The organism is Flexivirga sp. G2 (assembly GCF_055397625.1).
The window spans coordinates 571,189-593,741 of the sequence record NZ_AP039675.1 but is presented as its reverse complement, the minus strand read 5'-3'; the positions used below and the strand labels follow the sequence as shown (position 1 = coordinate 593,741).

Annotated in this window: 19 protein-coding genes; 7 read left to right on the top strand and 12 right to left on the bottom strand. The window is 68.9% G+C overall.

Annotation, left to right across the window (positions count from 1 at the left end; genetic code table 11):
• Window positions 1-10: 10 nt before the first annotated feature.
• On the top strand, window positions 11-3,955 hold the full coding sequence (gene purL / locus ACZ50J_RS02945) for a phosphoribosylformylglycinamidine synthase (RefSeq protein ID WP_464299799.1): 3,945 nt from the start codon (window positions 11-13) through the stop codon (window positions 3,953-3,955).
• Here purL and ACZ50J_RS02940 read toward each other — a convergent pair.
• Window positions 3,952-4,845 carry a phosphoribosylaminoimidazolesuccinocarboxamide synthase gene (locus ACZ50J_RS02940; protein WP_464299798.1) on the bottom strand — a complete coding sequence of 298 codons (894 nt, stop codon included), beginning with the start codon at window positions 4,843-4,845 and terminating at the stop codon, window positions 3,952-3,954. The two genes, purL and ACZ50J_RS02940, sit on opposite strands and share 4 nt — an antisense overlap.
• Window positions 4,846-4,954: 109 nt before the next feature.
• Here ACZ50J_RS02940 and ACZ50J_RS02935 point away from each other — a divergent pair, with 109 nt between their 5' ends.
• Entirely contained in the window at window positions 4,955-5,161 is a 207-nt protein-coding gene (locus ACZ50J_RS02935) for a CsbD family protein (RefSeq protein WP_464299797.1), read from the top strand.
• A 64-nt stretch (window positions 5,162-5,225) separates the two neighbouring features.
• Here ACZ50J_RS02935 and purD read toward each other — a convergent pair whose 3' ends face one another.
• Complete coding sequence (gene purD, locus ACZ50J_RS02930) at window positions 5,226-6,506, bottom strand: phosphoribosylamine--glycine ligase (protein ID WP_464299796.1); 1,281 nt, start codon at window positions 6,504-6,506, stop codon at window positions 5,226-5,228.
• A gap of 373 nt (window positions 6,507-6,879) precedes the next feature.
• Between purD and ACZ50J_RS02925 the strand changes: the two genes are divergently transcribed.
• From ACZ50J_RS02925 to ACZ50J_RS02915, 3 genes are all read left to right on the top strand, one after another.
• On the top strand, window positions 6,880-7,896 hold the full coding sequence (locus ACZ50J_RS02925) for a helix-turn-helix transcriptional regulator (protein ID WP_464299795.1): 1,017 nt from the start codon (window positions 6,880-6,882) through the stop codon (window positions 7,894-7,896).
• Window positions 7,897-7,963: 67 nt separating this feature from the next.
• Window positions 7,964-10,183 (top strand): HelD family protein, encoded by a 2,220-nt coding sequence (locus tag ACZ50J_RS02920; protein WP_464299794.1) that lies wholly within the window; start codon window positions 7,964-7,966, stop codon window positions 10,181-10,183.
• A complete protein-coding gene (locus tag ACZ50J_RS02915; RefSeq protein ID WP_464299793.1) occupies window positions 10,180-10,473 on the top strand; it encodes a chorismate mutase in 294 nt (97 codons plus the stop codon). Before ACZ50J_RS02920 ends, ACZ50J_RS02915 begins: the two co-directional genes overlap by 4 nt.
• 54 nt (window positions 10,474-10,527) lie before the next feature.
• On the opposite strand, the gene ACZ50J_RS02910 is transcribed toward ACZ50J_RS02915, so the two are convergent.
• Entirely contained in the window at window positions 10,528-10,923 is a 396-nt protein-coding gene (locus ACZ50J_RS02910; RefSeq protein ID WP_464299792.1) for an ArsR/SmtB family transcription factor, read from the bottom strand.
• A gap of 84 nt (window positions 10,924-11,007) precedes the next feature.
• On the opposite strand from ACZ50J_RS02910, the gene ACZ50J_RS02905 reads away from it, so the two are divergent.
• Window positions 11,008-12,003, top strand: coding sequence for a cation diffusion facilitator family transporter (locus ACZ50J_RS02905; protein WP_464299791.1), 996 nt, complete (start codon window positions 11,008-11,010; stop codon window positions 12,001-12,003).
• 141 nt (window positions 12,004-12,144) lie between these two features.
• On the opposite strand, the gene ACZ50J_RS02900 is transcribed toward ACZ50J_RS02905, so the two are convergent.
• Window positions 12,145-13,086 (bottom strand): quinone oxidoreductase family protein, encoded by a 942-nt coding sequence (locus ACZ50J_RS02900; protein ID WP_464299790.1) that lies wholly within the window; start codon window positions 13,084-13,086, stop codon window positions 12,145-12,147.
• Window positions 13,087-13,159: 73 nt separating this feature from the next.
• Here ACZ50J_RS02900 and ACZ50J_RS02895 point away from each other — a divergent pair, with 73 nt between their 5' ends.
• Window positions 13,160-13,687 (top strand): GNAT family N-acetyltransferase, encoded by a 528-nt coding sequence (locus ACZ50J_RS02895; protein ID WP_464299789.1) that lies wholly within the window; start codon window positions 13,160-13,162, stop codon window positions 13,685-13,687.
• Window positions 13,688-13,739: 52 nt separating this feature from the next.
• Here ACZ50J_RS02895 and lysS read toward each other — a convergent pair whose 3' ends face one another.
• The 8 genes from lysS to dhaK all read right to left on the bottom strand — a co-directional run bounded on the left by lysS (window position 13,740) and on the right by dhaK (window position 22,512).
• The gene (gene lysS / locus ACZ50J_RS02890; RefSeq protein WP_464299788.1) at window positions 13,740-15,482 is read right to left on the bottom strand and encodes a lysine--tRNA ligase; all 1,743 of its coding nucleotides are present in this window, start codon (window positions 15,480-15,482) and stop codon (window positions 13,740-13,742) included.
• A gap of 53 nt (window positions 15,483-15,535) precedes the next feature.
• Window positions 15,536-15,745, bottom strand: coding sequence for a hypothetical protein (locus ACZ50J_RS02885; RefSeq protein ID WP_464299787.1), 210 nt, complete (start codon window positions 15,743-15,745; stop codon window positions 15,536-15,538).
• A gap of 46 nt (window positions 15,746-15,791) precedes the next feature.
• Complete coding sequence (locus tag ACZ50J_RS02880) at window positions 15,792-16,697, bottom strand: M23 family metallopeptidase (RefSeq protein WP_464299786.1); 906 nt, start codon at window positions 16,695-16,697, stop codon at window positions 15,792-15,794.
• A gap of 10 nt (window positions 16,698-16,707) precedes the next feature.
• Complete coding sequence (locus ACZ50J_RS02875) at window positions 16,708-16,977, bottom strand: hypothetical protein (protein ID WP_464299785.1); 270 nt, start codon at window positions 16,975-16,977, stop codon at window positions 16,708-16,710.
• A gap of 1 nt (window position 16,978) precedes the next feature.
• A complete protein-coding gene (locus tag ACZ50J_RS02870; protein ID WP_464299784.1) occupies window positions 16,979-18,283 on the bottom strand; it encodes an adenylosuccinate synthase in 1,305 nt (434 codons plus the stop codon).
• A gap of 74 nt (window positions 18,284-18,357) precedes the next feature.
• Window positions 18,358-20,865, bottom strand: coding sequence for a phosphoenolpyruvate--protein phosphotransferase (gene ptsP, locus ACZ50J_RS02865; protein WP_464299783.1), 2,508 nt, complete (start codon window positions 20,863-20,865; stop codon window positions 18,358-18,360).
• Between the two features lie 15 nt (window positions 20,866-20,880).
• On the bottom strand, window positions 20,881-21,498 hold the full coding sequence (gene dhaL, locus ACZ50J_RS02860; RefSeq protein ID WP_464299782.1) for a dihydroxyacetone kinase subunit DhaL: 618 nt from the start codon (window positions 21,496-21,498) through the stop codon (window positions 20,881-20,883).
• Window positions 21,499-21,510: 12 nt separating this feature from the next.
• The gene (dhaK, locus tag ACZ50J_RS02855; RefSeq protein WP_464299781.1) at window positions 21,511-22,512 is read right to left on the bottom strand and encodes a dihydroxyacetone kinase subunit DhaK; all 1,002 of its coding nucleotides are present in this window, start codon (window positions 22,510-22,512) and stop codon (window positions 21,511-21,513) included.
• Window positions 22,513-22,553: the final 41 nt, after the last annotated feature.

Sequence of the window (22,553 nt, the reverse complement as noted above, 5' to 3'; positions counted from 1 at the left end):
TTCACATCCCATGACGCCGACCCACGGCCAGGTGCTGACCACTTTCGACGGGGGCGCGGCGCTGTCGCCCTTCCGCGCGGCCGCACTCCTCACCCGCTTGCAAGCGGTCGCCCCGTCGGTCTCCGCGGTCGGCGCACGCTTCGTGCATTTCGTCGCGACGGACGCAGCACTCGACGAGCAGACTGCGCAGCGCGTGCGAGACCTGCTCACTTACGGTCCGGCGAGCGAGCCGCTGGCCGACGCGACCGAGATCTTCGTGGTCTGCCCACGCCTCGGCACGCTGTCGCCGTGGGCCTCGAAGGCCACCGACATCGCGCACAGCTGCGGACTGGACATCCACCGGGTCGAGCGCGTCACCGAATTCGCCGTGCGGGCAGGGGAACTCAGCGACGACGAACGTTCCGCCGTCATCGATGTCCTGCACGATCGGATGACGCAGAGTGTGCTGCCGTCCCGCGAAGCGGCCACGGCGCTCTTCGACGAGCCGGACTCCGAGCCGATGCAGCGGATCGACGTGCTCGGCGGTGGCCGGAGCGCCCTGCAGACGGCGAACACCGCGCTCGGGCTCGCACTCTCCGACGACGAGATCGACTATCTGGTCGAGTCGTTCACCGGCCTGCAGCGCAATCCCTCCGATGTCGAATTGATGATGTTCGCGCAGGCCAACTCCGAGCACTGCCGGCACAAGATCTTCAACGCCGACTTCATCGTCGACGGGGAGGCCCAGTCGACCTCGCTCTTCGGGATGATCCGCCACACCGAGAAGGTCGCCGGCGCCGGCACCGTCGTCGCCTACAAGGACAACGCCTCCGTCATGGAAGGCGGCCGGATCACGCGGTGGCTGCCCGAGACCCCCGAGGCACCGAGTGCGTATGTCGAACGTCCCGACGACGTGCATGTGCTGATGAAGGTCGAGACGCACAACCACCCGACGGCCATCTCACCGTTCGCCGGTGCGGCGACCGGCGCCGGCGGTGAGATCCGGGACGAGGGCGCGACCGGTCGCGGCTCGCAGCCGAAGGCCGGACTCACCGGATTCGTCGTCTCCAACCTGAACCTGCCCGGCACCGACGAGCCCTGGGAGCGCGAGCCGTATGGCGCCCCGGACCACCTCGCCACCCCGCTGGACATCATGCTCGACGGCCCGATCGGTGCTGCGGCATTCAACAACGAGTTCGGCCGGCCCGGCCTCGGCGGCTTCTTCCGCGTCTACGAGCAGACCGTCGACGGTGTGCGTCGCGGCTACCACAAGCCGATCATGAGCGCCGGCGGCCTGGGCGCGATCAGCGCTGGTCAGACCGAGAAGGTCCGGTTCCCAGCGGGATCGCTGCTCGTGCAGATCGGCGGACCCGGCATGCGGATCGGCATGGGCGGTGGCGCCGCCTCGTCGATGGCGTCCGGCGACAATGCCGCGGAACTCGACTTCGACTCCGTCCAGCGCGGCAACCCCGAGATCGAACGCCGTGCGCAGGAGGTCATCAACCACTGCTGGTCGCTCGGCGACGCCAATCCGATTCTCGCCATACACGACGTGGGTGCCGGTGGGCTGTCCAACGCGTTCCCGGAACTGGTCGACGATGCCGGTCTCGGCGCGCGGTTCGACCTGTCGGCGGTGCCGTTGGAGGAGAAGGGCCTGTCGCCCAAGGAGGTTTGGTGCAACGAGTCGCAGGAGCGCTATGTGCTTGCGATCGCACCGGATTCGCTCGACCAGGTGGCCGAGCTCGCCGCCCGGGAACGCTGCCCGTTCGCCGTTGTCGGCACCGCAGCAGATGACGGCCAGCTCGTCGTGGAAAGCGGGTCGAGTAGCGACGAAGCGGCGGGTCGAGTGCCGGAGGAGCGAAGCGGGGGAGGTGTATCGAGACCAGCGTATCGAGACCAGGCTCCCATCGACATGCCGATGGAGGTGCTGCTCGGCAAGCCGCCGCGGATGACCCGCGACGCCAAGCGCGTCGCACGCTCGACACCCGAGCTCGACCTCTCCTCGACGGATCTGCGCGACCTCGCGTATGCCGTGCTGCGCCACCCCACCGTGGCGAGCAAGCGCTTCCTGATCACCATCGCCGACCGCACCGTCGGCGGACTCACCCACCGGGACCAGATGGTCGGGCCGTGGCAGGTGCCCGTCGCCGACGTCGCCGTAACCCTTTCCGACCTGGTCGGATTCGGCGGTCAGGCGATGTCCTCGGGCGAGCGCACCCCGATCGCTTCGGTCGACGGTCCTGCCTCGGGTCGGATGGCCGTCGGCGAGGCGATCACCAACCTGATCGCCGCGCCCGTTGCCGCGCTGGACGGTGTGAAGCTGTCCTGCAACTGGATGGCCGCGTGCGGCCGCGACGGCGAGGACGCCGCACTGTTCGACACGGTCCATGCGGTTGCCATGGAGCTGTGCCCGGCGCTGGGCATCAGCGTCCCTGTCGGCAAGGACTCCCTGTCGATGAGCACCCGCTGGTCCGACGGCGCGGACGCACGGGAGGTCCGCTCCCCCGTCTCGCTCGTCGTCACCGCGTTCGCGTCCCTTCCGGATGTCCGAGGCACGCTCACGCCGCAGCTGCACCCGGACGCCGGCACCGAGCTGCTGCTGATCGATCTCGGCGCCGGCAACGCCCGCCTCGGCGGCTCCATCGCCGCCCAGGTCCAGGACGAATTCGGTGGTGCACCAGCCGATCTCGTCGATTCGGCCCACCTGACCGGCCTGGTTCGGTTGGTCGACTCGCTGCGATCCGACAACCTGGTGACCGCCTACCACGACCGGTCCGACGGCGGCCTGTGGGCGACGCTGACCGAGATGGCGATCGCCGGCGGCTGCGGTATCCGTGTCGACGTGCCGACCGTTGCGGCACTCTTCGCCGAGGAGCTCGGCGCCGTCCTCGAGGTACCTGCCGACCGCCGCGACGCCGTCGAGGCGGCGCTGCGCGATGCCGGCCTGAGCGACCTCGCGCACTTCATCGGCCACCCCACGGCGGCGCCGACCGTCGACATCACCGTCGACGGCGCATCAGCATTGCGCGAGTCGACCCTCGACCTCGCCCAGGCCTGGGACGAGGTCTCCTGGCGGATCAGTGCGCTGCGCGACAACCCGACCTGCGCCGAGCAGGAGCACGCGGAGGTCGGCACCGAACGCGGCGGGCTGGTCGTCCGGCCGTCGTTCGACCCCACGGACGACATCACCGCGCCATACCTGAACGTCGGCGCGAAGCCGCGCGTCGCGATCCTGCGCGAGCAGGGCGTCAACTCGCACGTCGAGACCGCATTCGCCTTCCACCGTGCAGGTTTCGAGGCCGTCGACGTCCACATGACCGACCTGCAGGCCGGTCGTCACGACCTGACCGACGTTGCCGGACTCGTCGCCTGCGGCGGGTTCTCGTACGGCGACACGCTCGGCGCCGGCGAGGGCTGGGCCCGGTCGGTGCTGTTCAACGACGGGCTGCGCGAGACCTTCGCCGCATTCTTCGGCCGACCGGACACCTTCGGTCTCGGCATCTGCAACGGCTGCCAGATGTTCGCTGCGCTCGCGGATCTCATTCCGGGTGCTCACGATTGGCCGCGCTTCACCCGCAACCTGTCCGAGCAGTACGAAGCCCGACTCAGCCAGGTCGAGGTGCTCGACTCCCCGTCGGTCTTCTTCTCCGGTATGGCGGGCAGCCTGCTGCCGATCGCGGTCGCACACGGCGAGGGTCGTGCCGACTTCTCCGAGCGTGGCAACCTCGAAACCGTCCAGCGGGCAATGCGATTCGTCGATGGCGCCGGTGCACCGGCGACGACCTACCCGCTGAACCCCAACGGCTCACCGGACGGTCTGACCGCCGTCACCACTCCGGACGGCCGGTTCACGGCGATGATGCCGCACCCCGAGCGGGTGCAGCGCAACATCCAGCTCTCCTGGACCGACGGTCCGGCGGGCGATGCGAGCCCGTGGCTGCGGATGTTCCGCAACGCACGCGCCCACGTCGGCTAGCTGAACGTCCTACTCGTCAGCGCCTCGTACGCCTCGACATACTTCGCGCGCGTCTGCTCGACGACCTCGTCGGGCAGCGCAGGCGGCTCCGCACCGGACGTGCGGTCCCAGCCGCTCGCGGGGGAGGTCAGCCAGTCGCGGACGAACTGCTTGTCGTAGGACGCCTGACGACGGCCCGGCTGCCAGTCGGCGGCCGGCCAGAACCGGGACGAGTCGGGCGTCAGCACCTCGTCCGCGAGCACCGCCGTGCCGTCCGGCCGGATACCGAACTCCACCTTCGTGTCGGCGATCAGGATGCCGCGCGGCCCGGCGATCTCGTTGCCGCGCGCCAGGATCCGCACGGTGAGGTCGCGCAGCTCCGCGGCACGCTCGGCGCCCACTTCGGTGACGACGTCGGCATACGGCATCGGCTGGTCGTGCTCACCGAACGGTGCCTTCGTCGAGGGCGTGAAGAGCGGCTCGTCGAAGCGCGATGCGTCCACCAGCCCCGGCGGCAACTGCAGCCCGGAAACCGTTCCGCTTGCTTCGTATTCGGACAGACCACCACCGGTCAGGTACGCGCGGGCCACACACTCCACCGGCACCATGTCGAGACGCTCGACGAGCACGGCGCGGCCGGCGACGGCCTCGGGCACCTCGGTCGAGACGACGTGATTCGGCACGAGCGACTCCAACTGCTCGAACCACCAGAGCGACAGCTGGGTCAGCACCGCACCCTTGTCCGGGATCGGCGTCGACAGGATGTAGTCGTAGGCGGAGATGCGATCCGACGCGACGAGCAGCAACTGGTCGTCACGCGGCGCGCCCGAGGCGTCGAGCGGGGCGTAGAGGTCGCGAACCTTGCCTGAGTAGACGTGGGCGAATCCGGGCAGCTCAACGGCGCTGGTCATGGGCAGAGTCTCCCAGCACCCGCCATACCTCGGCCCATCGGGGGACGATCCGCGGCGCGGTACGTTGGAACAACCCGTAAGGCACGACCAAGCCACGAAGGAGTTCGACATGGGTCTGAAGGACAACTTGAGCAACCTCGCCGAAGAGGCCAAGGGCAAGGCGCAGGAGGCCATGGGCAAGGTGACCGGCGACGAGGGCAAGCAGGCCGAGGGTGAAGCCACGCAGTCGTCGGCCAACTTCAAGCAGGCGGGTGAGAACCTCAAGGACGGCGACCTGAAGGGCGCCGCCGAGAACGCCAAGGACGCGCTCGACTGACTTTTGTTCCGCTCGTCGCGAAGGGCCGGCCGCACTGTTGCGGTCGGCCCTTCGTGTGTGGTTGTTACGCGGTCGGAAGTGTGACCGCGCCCTCGGCGGCCGCCTGCGCGATGTCCGTGCGGTGGTGCGAGCCGCGCAGGTCGACCCCGTCGACCACCGTGTATGCCGCGGCCCGGGCCGTTGCCAGATCAGCGCCGACGCCGACGACGGACAGCACCCGACCACCGGCCGAAACGAGCACACCCGCATCGTCACGTGCGGTGCCGGCATGCAACACGTAGGCCTCGTCCGACCCATCGTCGACGCCGGTGATCGGGTCACCGGTCCGCGGTGACGCCGGGTAGCCCTCACTGGCGACCACCACCGTGACCGCCGCATCGTCCTGCCACACCAGCGGCGGCAACTCGTCCAGTTTCCCGTCGGCGGCGGCGCGCAGCACCGCACCCAGCGGCGAGCGCAACCGGGCCAGCACGACCTGCGTCTCGGGGTCGCCGAAGCGGGCGTTGAACTCGATGACCCGCGGGCCCGCAGAGGTGAGGGCCAGCCCGACATACAGGACACCGACGAAGGGTGTGCCGCGTCGACGCATCTCGTCGACCGTCGGCTGCGCGATCCGGGCGACCACGTCGTCGACCAGACCCTCCGGCGCCCACGGAAGTGGCGAATATGCGCCCATACCACCGGTGTTCGGTCCCTCATCGCCATCCGCGACGCGCTTGAAGTCCTGCGCCGGCTCGAGCGGGATCACTGTCGCGCCGTCGGTGATGCAGAAGAGGGACACCTCCGGTCCGGAGAGGAACTCCTCGACGACGACGGTGCCCCCGGCGGCGAAGCAGCCTGCCGCGTGCTCGAGCGCGTCCTCCATCGAGTCGATGACCACGACGCCCTTGCCGGCCGCGAGCCCGTCGTCCTTCACGACGTACGGCGCACCGGTCGCCTCGAGTGCCGCTCGGGCTTCGTCCGGTGTCGCGCAGACGTAGCTGCGCGCCGTGGGTACGTCGGCCGCGGCCATGATCTCCTTGGCGAACGCCTTGCTGCCCTCGAGCTGCGCGGCCTCGCCGGACGGACCGAAGACGGCCACGCCGGCCTCGCGCAGCGCGTCGGCGACGCCCGCGACGAGTGGCACCTCCGGGCCGATGACGACCAGGTCGGCTGCGAGGCTGCGGGCGAGTTCGACGATCGCCGCGGAGTCGGTCACCCCACCGGCGAGCGGGTGGCACTGGGCGACGGCGGCGATGCCGGGATTGCCGGGTGCTGCGTCGACCTGGGTGACGTCGGGGTCGCCCAACAGGCCACGGACGATGGCGTGCTCACGGGCACCTGAACCGATGACGAGGGCTCTCACGGGGCATGAGCCTACGCGGCTGGAAGAGAAGTGTCGTAGGCGCCGCGGCTGGGTCCCCGCGAAGTATTCGGAGGAGCGGAGCGGGGGAGAAACTTCGTGGGGTTAGGTGGTGGGCCCTTCCCGAAAGTCAGGGGGGAGGTCTCCCGGGAAGGACCCACCAACGAACACAGGGTCAGCCGGAGGGGGACTCGGCGACGCTTCCGCGCTCGTCACGACCCGAAGGTCGTTGAACCCACTATGACATGCACGCGCCGATCTTGTTAAACGCCCGCTGTCGGACTGTCGTCAATGTCGGCAATCCGCCATACTGTGTTCACGGCGGGCGCCGGGAGCGCGCCGCCTCCCTGTCCGTTCCGCCCCCGGAGTAGTCCCCGTGCCCAAACGCCGCGCGCGATCCGTCGCCGCCCCGGTGACCCACCTCGACCCCGCCGACGACGAAACCGCGCCGCTCTATCTGGCCATTCTCGAGACGAGCGACCCATCGCGGAAATCCCTTCGGGCTCATGGGTTTACGGACGATCAGCTCAGCCGTCTCCTACCCGTCCTGGAGAAGCGCGGCCTGATCCAACCGGTGGACGGTGAGTCCTGGTCGGTGGTGCCACCGGACGTCGCGATGCCGGCCTTCGCGGCGGAGCTCGAAGCACGTGCGCGCATGGTGCGCAGCACCGCGCAGTCCTTGTCCCGGGTCTACCTGCGCGCCCGCGCTGCGGGGCGCACCGACGCCACCTCCGGTGCCGTCCTGCTCGAGTCGCTGGTCGACGTCGCACAGGCGTTGCACCAGGTGACGACCACCGCACAGGAGTGGGTCCTCTCGAGCCGCGCGGCGTCCCCGCTCTCCCGGTATCTGCTCGAGGCGCCGCGTCAGATCTCGACCACACCGTTCCTCAACAGCCACGGCGACCCGCTCGATGTCCGGCTCGACATCGACCCGGGCCTGCTCCCCGAACCCAACGCACTGGAGATCATGGAAGCGCGGGTCGAGGCGGGCGACGAGGTGCGACTCACCACCGGCGTGCCGTTCACCGGCGCGGTCAACGACCAGGGTCTGGCGATGATCGACCTCGGCGACGACGGCGGGTCGCCGGTCGGCATCCTGCTCAACCCGACCGCTGGCAGCGGGCGCGTCCGTGCCGTGCTGGAATTCGCCTGGCGACTGGGCACCCCGTGGCAACCGGCCGGCGCACCGACCTCCGACCTCGATGTCCTCGAACCACGCGACAGGGGCATCCTGCGACTGATGGCCGGCGGTGTGTCCGACGCGGCGATCGCTCGCCAGATGGGCATCTCATCTCGGACGGTGGAGCGTCGGGTGCGGGTGCTGCTCGACCGGCTGAATGCGACGACCCGCTTCCAGGCCGGCGTGCAGGCCGCCCGGCAGGGTCTCATCTGACGGTCCTACTAGACTTGGGGGTTCGCTGCATTCGCAGTGTTCTGTCCACCCACCTCATGGGGGCGTTGTGAGTGTCGATCGAGCCGGCGGTACGGCTCCCGGGGTGTCGGCCGCCGTCGCGGCGGAGATCGCCGGCGAGCAGGCACATGTCGATCAGGTCTATGCCGAGCTGACCAAGGCCGGCGAGCGCGCGGCGCTGGTCGAGGCCGAGGGACTGGCCCGCGGCCGCACGGACCGGACCGGCGAGGCCCGCGAAGAAGAGGTCACCGGGCTCTTCGAGCGGGATGCGTTGGTGTTCAACGCCGGTCGCCGGCGGCAAAGTCTGCAGACGCAGTACGAAGGCCTGGTCTTCGGTCGGCTCGACCTCGAGCACGAGAAGCCCGACGAGCACGGCGAGACCCGCGAGGTCCGCTACATCGGCCGGCTCGGCGTGCGCGACGACACCTATGAGCCGCTGGTCATCGACTGGCGTGCGCCGGCCGCGTCGCCGTTCTATCGCGCCACGCCCGTCGAACCCCAGGGCGTGGTCCGCCGTCGGGTCCTGCGGTGCCGCGACTCACGGGTGCTCGGCGTCGAGGACGACCTGATGGTGCCGGAGGCCCCCGAGGGAATGGTCGTCGTCGGTGACGGCGCCCTGATGGCCGCACTCACCCGGTCCCGCGGTGCGCGGATGCGCGACATCGTCGCCACCATCCAGCGCCACCAGGACGAGGCGATCCGGGCCGACAGTTCCGGTGTCACCGAGATCACCGGCGGCCCCGGCACCGGCAAGACCGTGGTCGCGCTGCACCGCGCGGCATACCTGCTCTACTCCCAGCGGCGGAAGTTCGAGGCCGGCGGCATCCTGGTCGTGGGACCGTCCGCGGCATACACCGCGTACATCGAGCGCGTGCTGCCCTCGCTCGGCGAGGACAGCGTCACGCTGCGCTCGCTCGGCGACCTCGTCGAGGGTATGACGGCAACTCGCTTCGACTCCCCCGACGCCGCGGAGGTGAAGGGTTCCACGCGCATCCGGCAGGTGCTCAGCCGTGCCGCGCGCGACACCGCGCCCGACGCCGCGACGCAGCTGCGCGTGATGGTCGACGGACATCCCATCCGCATCGACGCACCGGAGCTGCTGCGAATCCGTCGCCAGGTGCTGCGTCACCACCAGCACAACGCGGCTGCGGACGCAGCGACCGCCGCTCTCGCCGAGGCAGCGTGGCGCCAGGTCGGCACCGGTGAGAAGCCCGAGTTCATCGACCATTTCACCGACCACCGTGACGTCGAGGCGTTCGTGCACGATTGGTGGCGTCCGGTCGACCCGCGCGAGGTGCTGCTGTGGCTGGCCGACGAGCAGCGTGCGGAGTCCTACACGCGCGGCATCCTCAACGCCGACCAGACAGTGTTGTTGCGCGATTCGATGCGGGCCGCGCTCGCCGAGGGCACCTGGTCGGTCGCCGACGTCGGTCTGGTCGACGACGTGCTCTCCCGGGTCGGTGTCGTGCCGGAGGCTCCCCGTGAGGAACGCGGCTTCTACGAGATCGAGGAGCTGGACGACCGTGGCGTCGCCGAACTCGGTGCACAGCAACGGTTCCGGAGCGACCGGGTCGGCTACCAGGTCACCCCCAGCGACCCACGCGAGCGGCTCCTGGCCGGCAAGGTCAGTCGCTCCGACGACTACGCCCACGTGCTCGTCGACGAGGCACAGGACCTCTCGCCGATGCAGTGGCGGATGCTCGGGCGTCGCGGGCGCTACGCGTCGTGGACCGTCGTCGGCGACGCCGCACAGAGCTCGTGGCCGCTCGCCGAGGAGTCGGTTCGCGCACGCGACGAGGCGTTCGGCAACAAGCAGCGCCGCCGCTTCCACATGGACACCAACTATCGGAACGCCCGGGAGATCTTCGACTACGCCGCCGAGCAGATCCTGCCCGTGGTGCCCGACGCCGACATTCCGCAGGCGGTCCGCGAGACCGGCGTCGTGCCTGTGCAACTGACGGCGTCCCACCAGACGCTGCCGGACGAGGTGCGCGGTGCGGTCAAGAATCTCCTCGACGAGGTCGAGGGCAGCATCGCGATCATTTCCCCCGAGCGACACCGGGAGTTGTTGGCGCACGTGCCGCAGGAGTCGCACGAGCGCGTCATACTCGTGGACCCGATGTCGACCAAGGGCCTCGAGCACGACGCCACCGTCGTGGTCGACCCCGCCGAGATCATCGCCGAATCACCAGGCGGCGCAAGGGTTCTGTATGTCGCATTGACCCGCGCCGCACATCGCATGACAGTCCTGGAGGTGCACGACGTATGACGGACGTCCTCGCGGCATACCGCCGCTCCATCGACAACTTCGATGCCGCCCTGATCCACATCCTCGCCGAACGCTTCCGCATCACCCAGGCCGTGGGTGAATACAAGGCGACGCATGAACTGCCGCCCGCCGACCCGGCGCGCGAGGAGAAGCAGATCGCCCGATTACGAGCATTGGCAACCGAATCCGGGCTCGACCCGGAGTTCAGCGAGAAGTTCCTGCGGTTCGTCATCGACGAGGTCATCCATCACCACGAGCGCATCCGCGAGGACGGTCCCATCGCGCAGTGACCCACGAAACGCCGACTGACGCAGGTGCGCGTGCGTTCGTCGGCGTTTCGCGCGTCAGTCGCTGACCTGGTGGTCGGCGTGGAAGAGCGCCTCGGTCAGCAACGACCGCAGGTGCGCACCCCGAAGGCGATAGACCACCCGACGACCGTCCCGGGCACCAACGACGAGCCCGGCGAGCCGCAGCTTCGCCAGGTGCTGACTCGCGACTGTCGGCCGGCACCCGGCGCTCTCGGCCAGAGTCGCGACATCGAGTTCGGCGTCGCGCAGCGCCCACAGAATCCGCACGCGGGTGGCATCGGCGAGCAGCCCGAATGCCGTGACCGCTGCATCGACCTGCTCCCCGGTCAACGTCTCGGTATGCCGGCCGGCCGGTTCCCGGACCTTCGGACCTTCGGCCTTCGCCCGTTCGGAATGCGCCCGTTCGGAATGCGCCCGTTCGGAGTCCGCCATGGAAACCGACTATAGTTCTAAATACCTTCACAAGTGCGCATATGACGATATTGAGAACCGCCATCATTCTCAGGGAGGCTGCCGATGAGTGACGCGAAGCCGCTGTGCGGCGGGGAGCCCGCACCACGTGCGACCGACACCGCAGCGGGAGACCAGCAGCGCCACGACGACGGGCACGCGAGCCACTCACACGGCGTGAGCGCCGACGCGGACCGGCGCTATCTGATCGGCGCGCTGGCCCTGCTCGGCCTCTTCATGATCGGCGAGGTCGTCGTCGCGTTCGTGTCCGGTTCGCTCGCGCTCCTGTCCGACGCCGGACACATGCTCAGTGACGTCGGCGCCATCGCCGCCGCGCTCTGGGCGATGCACCTGGCCGCCCAGCCGGCCCGTGGCCGGTGGACGTTCGGCTGGAAGCGCGCCGAGATCCTGTCGGCCGCAGGCAACGGCGTCACGTTGCTCGTCGTCTCAGGAATCGTTGCCTTCGAAGCGATTCGGCGACTGATCAACCCTCCCGAGGTCGAGGGTGGCGCGGTCGTGGTCGTCGCGCTCGTCGGCGTGGTCGTCAACATCGCGGCCGCCTGGCTGCTCGCCCGGGCCAATCGCACGAGCCTCAATGTCGAGGGCGCCTACCAGCACATCCTCACCGACCTCTACGGCTTCATCGGCACGGTGATCGCCGGCGTCGTCATACTCCTGACCGGGTGGACTCGCGCCGACCCGATCGCCTCACTGATCGTCGTCGCGCTGATGCTGTATGCCGCCTGGGGGCTGCTGCGGGACAGCGGCCGCATCCTGCTCGAGGGTGCGCCGCTCGGCGTCGACATGGACGCACTGCGGACCCATCTGCTGGAAACCCCGCACGTCCGCGCGGTCCACGACCTGCACGTCTGGACCGTGACCTCCGACCTGCCGGCGCTGTCCGCGCACGTCGTCGTCGAGGACCGCTGCTTCGCCGACGGCCACGCGCCGCAATTGCTCGACCAACTGCAGGCGTGCCTGCACGGCCACTTCGACGTGGAGCACTCCACGTTCCAACTCGAGCCGGCCAGTCACTCCGCTCACGAGCCCGGCACCCACTGACACACCACAATGCCGAGTGACGGCTTCTTCGCCGAGTGACGGTCGGATTGCACCGTCACTCGGCGAAGAAGCCGTCACTCGCCACATATTCGCTCGCGAGGCCAAGCCGGTGGGCGGGGCCGCATCGAGACCCCTCCCGGCTCACGCCCAGCGCAACAACAGTTTTCCGATGCTGGTGCGGTCCTCGAGTGCCCGGTGCGCCGACGCAGCGTCCGATGCGTCGTAGATCCTCCCGAGCACCGGCTCGAGCGCACCCGCCTCGATCGCCTCGAAGAGGCGGCGAGCAGGCGCCTGCAGGGCACCGGGATCCGTCCGCAGCAGATCCAACAGGGAGAAGTCGACGACTGTGACGTCGCTCCGGCTCAGGGCGGGCGGTTGCCCTCCGGCCCGTCCGTAGGACACGAGACGCCCGGTCGGAGCGAGCGCGACGACGGACTCGTCGAACATCCGACCGCCGACCATCTCGGCGATCAGGTCGTAGCCACGGCCGTCATTCGCGTCCAGCAGCCGCGCGCTCAGCCCGTCCGGATCCGCGGCGATCGCCCGGTCCGCTCCGGTCCGCAGCGCCTGCGCACGCTTTTCCGTCGAGGACGCGACAGCGACGATGCGGCCGGCACCGACCCGGCGTGCGAACTGGATCGCCAATGATCCGACGCCCCCGGCTGCGCCATGGATCGCAACCGTGCCTCCGGCATCCAGCTGCCCCGCGTCGTTGATCACCGCCGCCGCAGTGAGCCCTTGCATGAGCACTGCGGCCGCCTGTTCGTCCGCAACGTCATCGGGTATGTCGAAGACGAGATCCGTTGGCGCCACTGCCGTTTCGGCGTATCCGCCGAACCCACCGGTCAACGCTGCAACCCGCCGGCCGTCGGCTCGCGCTCGGCCGACGACCTCGGCGCCCAGCACGACCGGGAGGTCGCTGGTTGCGTCATACGTGCCGCGCCGTCGGGAGACGTCCGCGAAGTTCACCCCGGACAGCAGCACGTCGATGAGTTCCTCGCCCGGCCCGGGCGACGGCGCGGGCACCTCCATCAGCTGCAGCCGGTCGGCCCCGCCATACTCCGTGATCCCCACAGCACGCACACGGTCAGCCTACGCAGCCGACACCGTGCAAATTCGGTCGCGGTCCCGGAGCACACGTGTTCTGCTGGCACTCATGCAGATTCGCACTGAGCAACCGGAGGATTTCGACGCGATCCACGAGGTCGTCCGTGCGGCGTTTGGTTCGGACGTCGAAGCCGACCTGGTGCGCGCGATCCGCACCGACCCGTGCTACCGCCCGGAGCTGTCGTTCGTCGCCGTTGACAGCGACGAGATCGTCGGACACGTGATGATCGACGGTTGCTGGGTACGCAGCGCCACCGGCGACCGGCCGATCGTCATGCTGTCACCGCTCGCGGTCGCCCCGGACCACCAACGACGCGGGATCGGTACATCACTCATCGACACCGCGGTCAGGGCCGTCGACGCAGCCGGCGAACCGTTGATCGTCCTCGAAGGCAGTCCGACCTATTACGGCGCAAGGGGTTTCGAGTTCGCCGGCAATCAGGGCCTCACCCTCCCGCTGCCCGACTGGGCACCGCGTGAAGCAGCCCAGGTGCGACTGTTGTCGGCATATGACCCGACGGACGCCACCTTGCGCGGCGACGTCGTCTATCCGGCACCGTTCGACGGTCTCGCCTGAACGTCGCCGGCTGCTTCCGGCGAGGAAGTGACGACAGTAGCGATCTACTCGCTCAATCGGTCAACAGCGCGCGGGTCCGCTCCGCTCCGACGGCGAGCAGCAGCGTCGGCAGCCGCGGACCGGTGTCCTTGTCGACCAGCAGGTTGTAGAGCAGCTTGAAGAACTGCCGCTGGGCCGCGCCGAGCTCCTTGTCGCCCTTGACGATCTGGTCCGCGGCCAGGCCGCGCTGCACCTTCGGCACCCCGTAGACCTGGTGCGTCAGACCGTCCAGCGACCAGGCGTCGTCCAGCTTCGGCAGGTCGGAACCGTTGCCGTCCAACAGGATTCGCAGTCCGTCGCGCTCCTGCTCGGACAGCGATTCGAGCCGCTCCGTGTCGGCCGCAGAACGCACCACGGTGCGCTCCTCGTCCGACATCTGCGTCTCGACCCAGTGCTCCACACACGTCAGCCGCGGCCGCAACTCGTCCAGGCTGTCGATCGGGTCATCCGTGTCGAGCGCGCTCACGATGCGCAGAGTCTGCTCCTGGTCGCCGGTCGTGATGTCCACGATCGACGCCAGGGTGCGATAGGACACGGCGCGATCGGTCCGAGGCAGCGGACCCGTCGCCGTCGACGACGCCCGGGTGTATGCCGCAACGTCGCCCGGCTGCCCCTTGTCGGAGTCGACCTTCTTTGCGAGAGAGTCCCATTCGTCATACATGCGCTCGACCTCGGCGTCGAAGGCGACGCTGAAGGACTGTGCCGGCTTGCGACGCGCGTAGAGCCAACGCAGCAGTTGCGGCTCCATGATCTGCAACGCCTCGGCCGGCGTCGGGACGCCTCCGCGCGAGGACGACATCTTGGCCATGCCCTTGATGCCCACGAAGGCGTACATCGGGCCGAGCGGACGCTCCCAGCCGAACATCGGCGCCAGCTCCTTGCCGACGACGTATGACGACCCCGGCGACTGGTGGTCGACACCGGACGGCTCGAAGGTGACCTTCTCGAAGGCCCAGCGCATCGGCCAGTCGACCTTCCAGACCAGCTTCCCGCGGCGGAACTCGCGCAGGATGACGGTCTCGGTGAAGCCGCAGCGGCAGGTGTAGGTCATCTCGGTCGTGGCGTCGTCATACGCCGTGACCGTGGTGAAGTCGGTGCCGCACTCGGTGCAGTAGGGCTTGTAGGGGTAGTAGCCGGTGTCGCCACGGCCGTCGTCCTCGGCGGCAGCGCCGGAGCCTGCCTCGGCCTCCGCAGCGGCGGCGGCCTCCTCCTCGGACAGCTTCGGGTTCTGCTTCGCCTTCTTCGGGCCGAGGGTGCGGTACTGGTCGAGCACCTTGTCGATCTCACTGCGCTGCGACATCGCGAAGAGGATCTGCTCGGTGTAGGCGCCGGAGAGGTACTGACCGGTCTGGCTGATCCCGCGGTAGGTGATGCCGAGCTCGGCCAGGCTGTCCTCGAGCTGGCCGCGGAAGTGCTCCGCCCAACTGGTCGCGTTCGACCCGTGCGGTGCCGGAACGTCGGTCAGTGGCTTGCCGATGTGCTGCTCCCAGGAGCTGTCGACGCCCGGCACGTTGGGGACCTTGCGGAAGCGGTCGAAGTCGTCCCAGCTGATGATGTGCTCGACCTCGATGCCGCGACGGCGGATCTCGTCGGCAACCAGGTGCGGGGTCATCACCTCGCGCAGGTTGCCCAGGTGGATCGGCCCGGACGGCGAGATGCCGGACGCGCACACGACCTTGGTGCCCTTGGCCTTCGCGTCGGCGATGGTCTCGTCGGCGAGTCGGGACACCCAGTCGTCAAGCTGCTGATCAGTCACGATCGACTATTTTACGGTCCTGCGCGCAGTGGTCCGACCACGCCCGCAGGTGCTCAGCTGCTGAGGACGGTGCCCGCGCAGATCAGCACGAACAGCGCGATCATCCCCAGCGCGAACCACGCGATGATCCGGTGCGACCGGCGGTCGGCGCGCAGCGAACTCGCGAACTGCAGCCCCGGCGCGACGACCGGGGTCAGGCCCTTGCGCTGCGCGTCCTCCGGCAGCTGCGGTTCGATCTCGATCGGGCCGTCTCGTTCATCCATAAGTCCTCCCCAGAACCCATCGATATGCACCCAGCGTCCCACATCTTCACCGGTATGCCGAGGACGCGGCCACCGCGACGGAATCGGCGAATCGGATCACGTCACCCTTCCGGAACGGCCCGTGGTCACCGGTGAACCGGATCCGGCGCGCGTGTCCCTCGGCCGACACCACGTGGATATGGAGGTGCGGTTCAGTCGAATTGCCGGAGTTCCCGACCTCACCGAGCGGAGCACCGATCCCCACGGTGTCTCCCGTACGCACCTGCACCGTGCCCCGGCGAAGGTGCGCCAGCAGGACCTGCTCACCGGCCGACGTCCGGATGACGACGTGGTTGCCCGCGGCCTCACCGCGTCCGGGTGACCCGCCGTCCGCGAGCCCGTCCACCGCCTCGACGACGACGCCGTCGACAGGGGACGTCAGAGGCTGACCGAAGGAACTGAACCGTCCGCCGAGGCCGTCCGTGAGACGCTGCACCCTGACGAGGTCGAGTGCGGCCCGCTGCTCCGGCGCCACCCAGTGATGGTTGAACGCCTTCGTCTCGCCCTCACCGACGACCCAACGGCCGCACGGAACCGGCGGCACCAGCATCGTCTGCGCCACCTCGCGCACTGCGCCACGGCGCGAATGGACCGTGACACCCACCAGAATCGCTGCGACCACCGTGAACCAGATGTCACCGCCGGAGATGGCGCGACTCCCCCAGCCCGGCGATCGCACCAACGACGCGGCACCGATGACGAGGCACACCGACATCGCCCTGCTCAGCAGCCACGCCCAGCCGATCGACGGGATCGCCCAGAAACGCGACGCGAGCGCAAAGACCATCACCACCGAGATCGACTGCAACCACTCGCCACTCGTCGACGCGACCCAGCAACCCACCGTGCACGTCGCGCCGAGCGCGAGCCACACCATTGCGACCAGCAGCCCCGCTCGCGGGCCGCGGATCATGCGCAGCACGTCAGCTGACCTGGATCGCCCAGTCGAGCAGGAAGAGCCCGAACAGCACCGCCGGGACAGCCCCGGCCATCAGGCAGCCGGCGCGGCCGCGCTTGGCCTGCAGGGCGTCGCTCTCCGGTGACTGCCGCAGCTCACGACGCAGTCGCCACCAGGTGACGAGCGCGAAGATCGCCATACCCAGGAAGAAGGCTGCCAACAGCCAGAGTGCGATCCGGAACCCCAGCGGCGGAGTCTTGCCGCTGACCGTGCGCGCCGCGAACTGACTGAGCACCTCAGCGCTCGAGCAGGTCGTGCCGCACGATGATCTCGGAGCGGCCGGGGCCGACGCCGATCACCGAGACGCGAGCGCCGATGCGCTCTTCGACAAACTCGACATACGCACGGCAGTTCTCCGGCAGCTCCTCGAAGGTCCGGCAGTGCGTGATGTCCTCGAACCAGCCGGGCAGCTCCTCGTAGATCGGCTTCGCGTGGTGGAACGCGCTCTGATCGGCCGGCATCTCGTCGTAGCGGACGCCGTCCACGTCGTACGCGACACAGACCGGGACCTTCTCCAGTCCGGACAGCACATCGAGCTTGGTGAGCACGAAGTCGGTGACGCCGTTGATCCGATAGGCGTAACGACCGATGACGGTGTCCATCCAGCCGCACCGGCGCGGGCGGCCGGTGGTGACACCGAACTCGGCTCCGGTCTTGCGCAGGAATTCGCCGGAGTCGTCGAGCAGTTCGGTCGGGAACGGTCCTTCGCCGACGCGGGTCGTGTAGGCCTTCAGGACGCCGATGACCGAGCTGATGCGGGTCGGCGGGATGCCGGCGCCGGTGCACGCTCCGCCGGCGGTCGCGTTGGACGACGTGACGTAGGGGTAGGTGCCGTGGTCGACGTCGAGCAGCGTCGCCTGACCGGCCTCGCACAGGACGACCTTGCCGTCGTCGAGCGCGTGGCTGATCTCCAGCGAGGTGTCGGTGACCATCGGGCGCAGCCGATCGGCATACGACAGCAGCTCGTCGACGACCTCGTCGACCAGGATCTCGCGGCGGTTGTAGATCTTGACCAGGACCTGGTTCTTGAACTCGAGCGCCGCCTCGACCTTCTGGCGCAGGATCGACTCGTCGAAGAGGTCCTGCACCCGGATTCCCGCGCGGTTCATCTTGTCGGCGTATGTCGGGCCGATGCCCCGGCCGGTCGTACCGATCTTCTTGGAGCCGAGGAATCGCTCGACGGTCTTGTCGAGGACGCGGTTGTACTCGGCGATGATGTGCGCGTTGCCGCTGATCCGCAGCGCCGAGGTGTCCAGGCCGCGCGACTCCAGGGCGTCCAGTTCCTCGAAGAGGACGGTCAGGTCCACGACGACGCCGTTGCCGATCACCGGGGTCACGCCGGGCGACAGGATGCCGCTGGGCAGCAGGTGCAGGGCGTACTTCTCGCGGCTGCCGTCGGGCTGCTCGATGACGACCGTGTGGCCCGCGTTGTTGCCGCCGTTGAACTTCACGACGTAGTCGATGCGGTCGCCGAGCAGGTCGGTTGCCTTGCCCTTGCCTTCATCGCCCCACTGGGCTCCGACGAGCACGATCGCTGGCATGCTGCTGCCCCTCTTCCGGTCGGTGGTGAGAGCAGTGACCGGGTCGGGCTGCTCGTCGTCAGCAGTGTCTCAGGTTACCGGTGTGCGGCGAGCAGGTCCCGGACGGCCTGAGCGGACGCGGCGCGCAGGGCCTGCTGCGCCAGATGACCGGCATCGGCCGCGTTCGTATGGCGGACGGCCTGTTTGATCCGCGGGACCATCGGACCGACGACGCTCAGCTCGCGTATGCCGAGCCCGATCAGCAGCGGGACGGCCTCGACCCGGCTCGCGAGATCGCCGCAGACGCCCACCTCCACGCCGTCGGGGACATCCTCGACGACCCGCCGGATCAGTTGCAGCACAGCGGGATCCAGTCCGTCGGCGAGCTCGCCCACGCCGGCGTTCCCCCGGTCGGCGGCCAGGGCGTACTGCGTCAGGTCGTTGGTCCCGATGCTGACGAAGTCGAGGCCGCGTGCCAGCTGGGCGATGTTCAAGGCAGCGGCAGGCACCTCGACCATGATCCCGACCGCGACCGGTCCGAAGCCGACGTCGGCCCTCGCTGCTGCCAGCCGTTCCAGCGCCCAGTCGACCTCGTCGCGGGTGGTGACCATCGGGAACATCAGCCGCACCGGAGTTTGTTCGGATGCGCCGCACACGGCACGGAGCTGCTCGTCGAAGATGTCCGGCTGCTGCCGCATCAGCCGTAGCCCCCGCACGCCGAGCATCGGATTCGCGTCCTGCAGACCGGGCAGGAACGGCAACGGCTTGTCCCCGCCCACATCCCAGGTGCGGATCGTGATCGGTTGCCAGTGCAGGCCACTCGCGATCGACAGGAAGGTGGCTGCCTGTTTCCCGGCGGACGGTGCGTTCGGCTCCGCACCGAAGACGATCTCGGTCCGCACCAGCCCGGAGCCTTCCGCGACACCACCGGAGGCGAGGGCGTCACCCACGCTCGTGATGTTGGCTTCGACGCGGACACGTGCGCCGTCCTGGGTCACCGCCGACTCGGTCGCGCGCCGCTTCGCCTCCTCCGCGTCGGCAGTGCGTGTTGCGATGACATCGCGTAGTCGCCGCAGCGCGTCGATGTCCGGGTCGATGACGAGATCCCGCGCGGCAGCGTCGAATCCGACGATCGTGCCGTCCTCAACACTCGAGACGGAGTCGCCGCCATCGGGGTAGATCGGGATCCCGCGGGAGCGAGCCACGATCACACCGTGCCCCGTGCTGCCGCCGCGAGTGGTGACGATCCCCGAGATCCGCCCCACATCCAGGCCCGACGCCGTGGCGGGATCGAGCTCGTCAACGACCACGACCGCTCCGCCGGGCACCGAATTTCCTTGTCCGGCAAGTGCCTCCGGGCCCTCGATCAGTGCGACGAGCAACTGGTGCTCGATGGCGCGGACATCCTGCGCTCGGGCCTGCTGATAGGAGTCCGCGAGTGCTTCGAACACATCGGCCAGGTCACCGAGCACTGTGCGCCACGCGACCGGCGCCGCCTCGCCGTTGGCGATACGCTCCGCCACCGCCGTCGTCACTGCTTCGTCGTCAAGGAAGGCGAGATGGGCATCGAGGATGTCCGCCGCCGCCGGATCCGCATCCCGCTGTCGCCGTATGGCGCCCGCAACGGCAGCCACTGCGGTGTCGGATCGCCGCTGCTCCGCCGACGGTGAACCGGACTGGTATCCCTCGATGTTCACCTCGCGTCGCATCACGTATGCCGGGCCGAGCGCCACGTCGAGGCCGGAACCGGAGCTGGGTGGCGGTCCGGCTGGTTGGGGTGTCTCTGATTCGGTCGGTGCCCGGTCCGCGAAGTTCCGCGCTGCCAACCCGACGACGGCCCTGAGTGCTTCGTCGGCCTGTGGCCCGTCGGCAACAACCTGTAACCGGGCACCGTGACCGGCGTTCAGTGTGGCGACCTTGCTCAGGCTGCCGGCCGGCACCGGCCCGGCACCGGTGTCGAGGTCGGCCAGCGTCACGTCGGCGTCATACGACCGGACGAGCCTGACCAGCTTCGCCGCCGGTCGGGCGTGCAGCCCGTGCGGGTCGGTCAACACGATCTCAGCAGAAGCCGGTCGAGTAGCGGCCTCCGCCAAAGCTGGTCGAGTAGCAGCCGAGGAACGAGGCTGCGTATCGAGACCCTGCTCCAACGGTCTCGATACACCTCCCCCGCTGCGCTCCTCCGGCACTCGACCAGCATCGAGATGCGCACGCTTCGCGTCCAGCCCCTGCTCGGCCTCACCCGCGACCTCGTCGAGACTGGCACCGGACGCAGCAGACACGACCGCCGGCACGATTCCCTCCACCAACGGCGCCGAGGAGATCCGCACCAGCTCGGCAACCTCGGGATCGACCAGTTCACAGGCAAGTTCGGCACTGAGCACCGAGCTGCCGATGTCGACGAGCACCAGCACGCCGTCGCTCGACCCCGCGACCTGCTCGATCGCCGATGCGACGGCCGTGGCGTCGGTGCCGAAGGTGGTCTCGTCCAGTCCCGCAGCGACGGCGAGCGCCGGAGCCGGGCCGTCACCCACCATCTCCCGGGCCAGCGCCGCGACCGCATCGCCGAGGGCTCGGCTGTGCGACACGACGACGATGCCGATCACGGTCGCCGTCCCGACTCAGGCAAGGGTCGCTGCGGCAGCTTCGAGCAGCAGCACGGTCGAGGTGGCCCCGGGATCCTGGTGACCGGCGCTGCGGTCGCCGAGATAGCTGGCCCGTCCCTTGCGCGCGACGAGCGGTGTCGCCGCATCTCGCCCGCGGGCTCCGGCGTCGGCTGCTGCCTGCAGCGCAGCGCCCAGGCCGTCCGTCACCGAGGCGTCGTACGCCTCCAACGCGGGCGCCCAGGCGTCGATCATCGTCTTGTCGCCCACCTCGGCCTTGCCGCGTTGCACGATGCCCTCGACTCCCGCATGCAGCGCCGCCCCGACCGTCGCCGCGTCGACCGGACCGTCGCCGACCTTCGCTCCGAACCGCAGGAAGAAGGTGCCGTAGAGCGGGCCACTCGCTCCACCGACCGAGCTGACCAGTGTCATGCCAACCTTCTTGAGAAGCTCTGCAGCAGAAGCGAATTCAGCTCCATCGAGAGCGGCGACCACCGCCGTCATACCGCGGTCCATGTTGCTGCCGTGGTCGGCGTCACCGATCGCCGAGTCCAGCTCGGTCAGCAGCCCGGCGTTCTCGTGGATGACGTCGGCATAGCGCCGCATCCAGTCGGCGAACTGTCCGATGTCGACCATGTCCGACATCGCTCACACGCCCCAGCGCAGACCGGGGGTGTTCACCGGCGCGTCCCACAGACCGACGAACTCGTCGTCCGCCTTGACGAGAGTGACCGAGCAGCCGGCCATCTCCAGCGACGTGATGTAGTTCCCGACCAGGCATCGCGCGACGCTGATGCCGGCCTTTTCGAGCAGACGGTGCACCTCGCTATACATGAGGTAGAGCTCGATCAGCGGCGTGCCACCCATGCCGTTGACCATCGCGATCACCGAATCCCCTGTGCTGTAAGGCAAATCGGCCAGAACAGGATCGACGAGCTGTTGTGCGGCCTCGGCAGCGGCGGCGAGCGGCACCCGTTTGCGACCGGGCTCGCCGTGGATGCCGATGCCCAGCTCCATCTCGTCGTCGGCGAGCTCGAAGGTGGGCTTGCCCGCGGCGGGCACCGTGCAGGAGGTGAGCGCGAGGCCCATGCTCCGGCCGACCGAGTTGACCTTCGTCGCCAGGTCGGCCACCTCGTCGAGCGAGCGACCACTCTCGGCGGCAGCACCGACCAACTTCTCCAGCAGCACGGTCGTCCCGACCCCGCGCCGGCCGGCGGTGTAGAGGCTGTCCTGCACTGCGACGTCGTCGTCCACGACGACCGAACGCACCTGCGCGCCGCTGTCGGCTGCGAGCTCGGCGGCCATCTCGAAGTTCATCACATCGCCGGTGTAGTTCTTCACGATGTGCAGCACCCCGGCACCACCGTCGACGCCGATTGTCGCCGCCAGCATCTGGTCAGGCACCGGCGAGGTGAAAACCTCACCGCAGCAGGCAGCGTCGAGCATTCCGACCCCGACATACCCGCCGTGCATCGGCTCGTGCCCGGAGCCGCCACCGGAGATCACGCCCACCTTCCCGGAGCGCGGTGCGTCCTTGCGGAAGATCACCTTGTGCTCGTGATCAACGCGCAGCCGGTCACCGTGCGCGGCTTCCATCCCGAGGAGCGCTTGCGAGACGACGTCAGCCGGATCATTGATCAGTTTCTTCATCTCTTCATCGGACCACTCTTCGGGTCGGCCGACAAGGGATT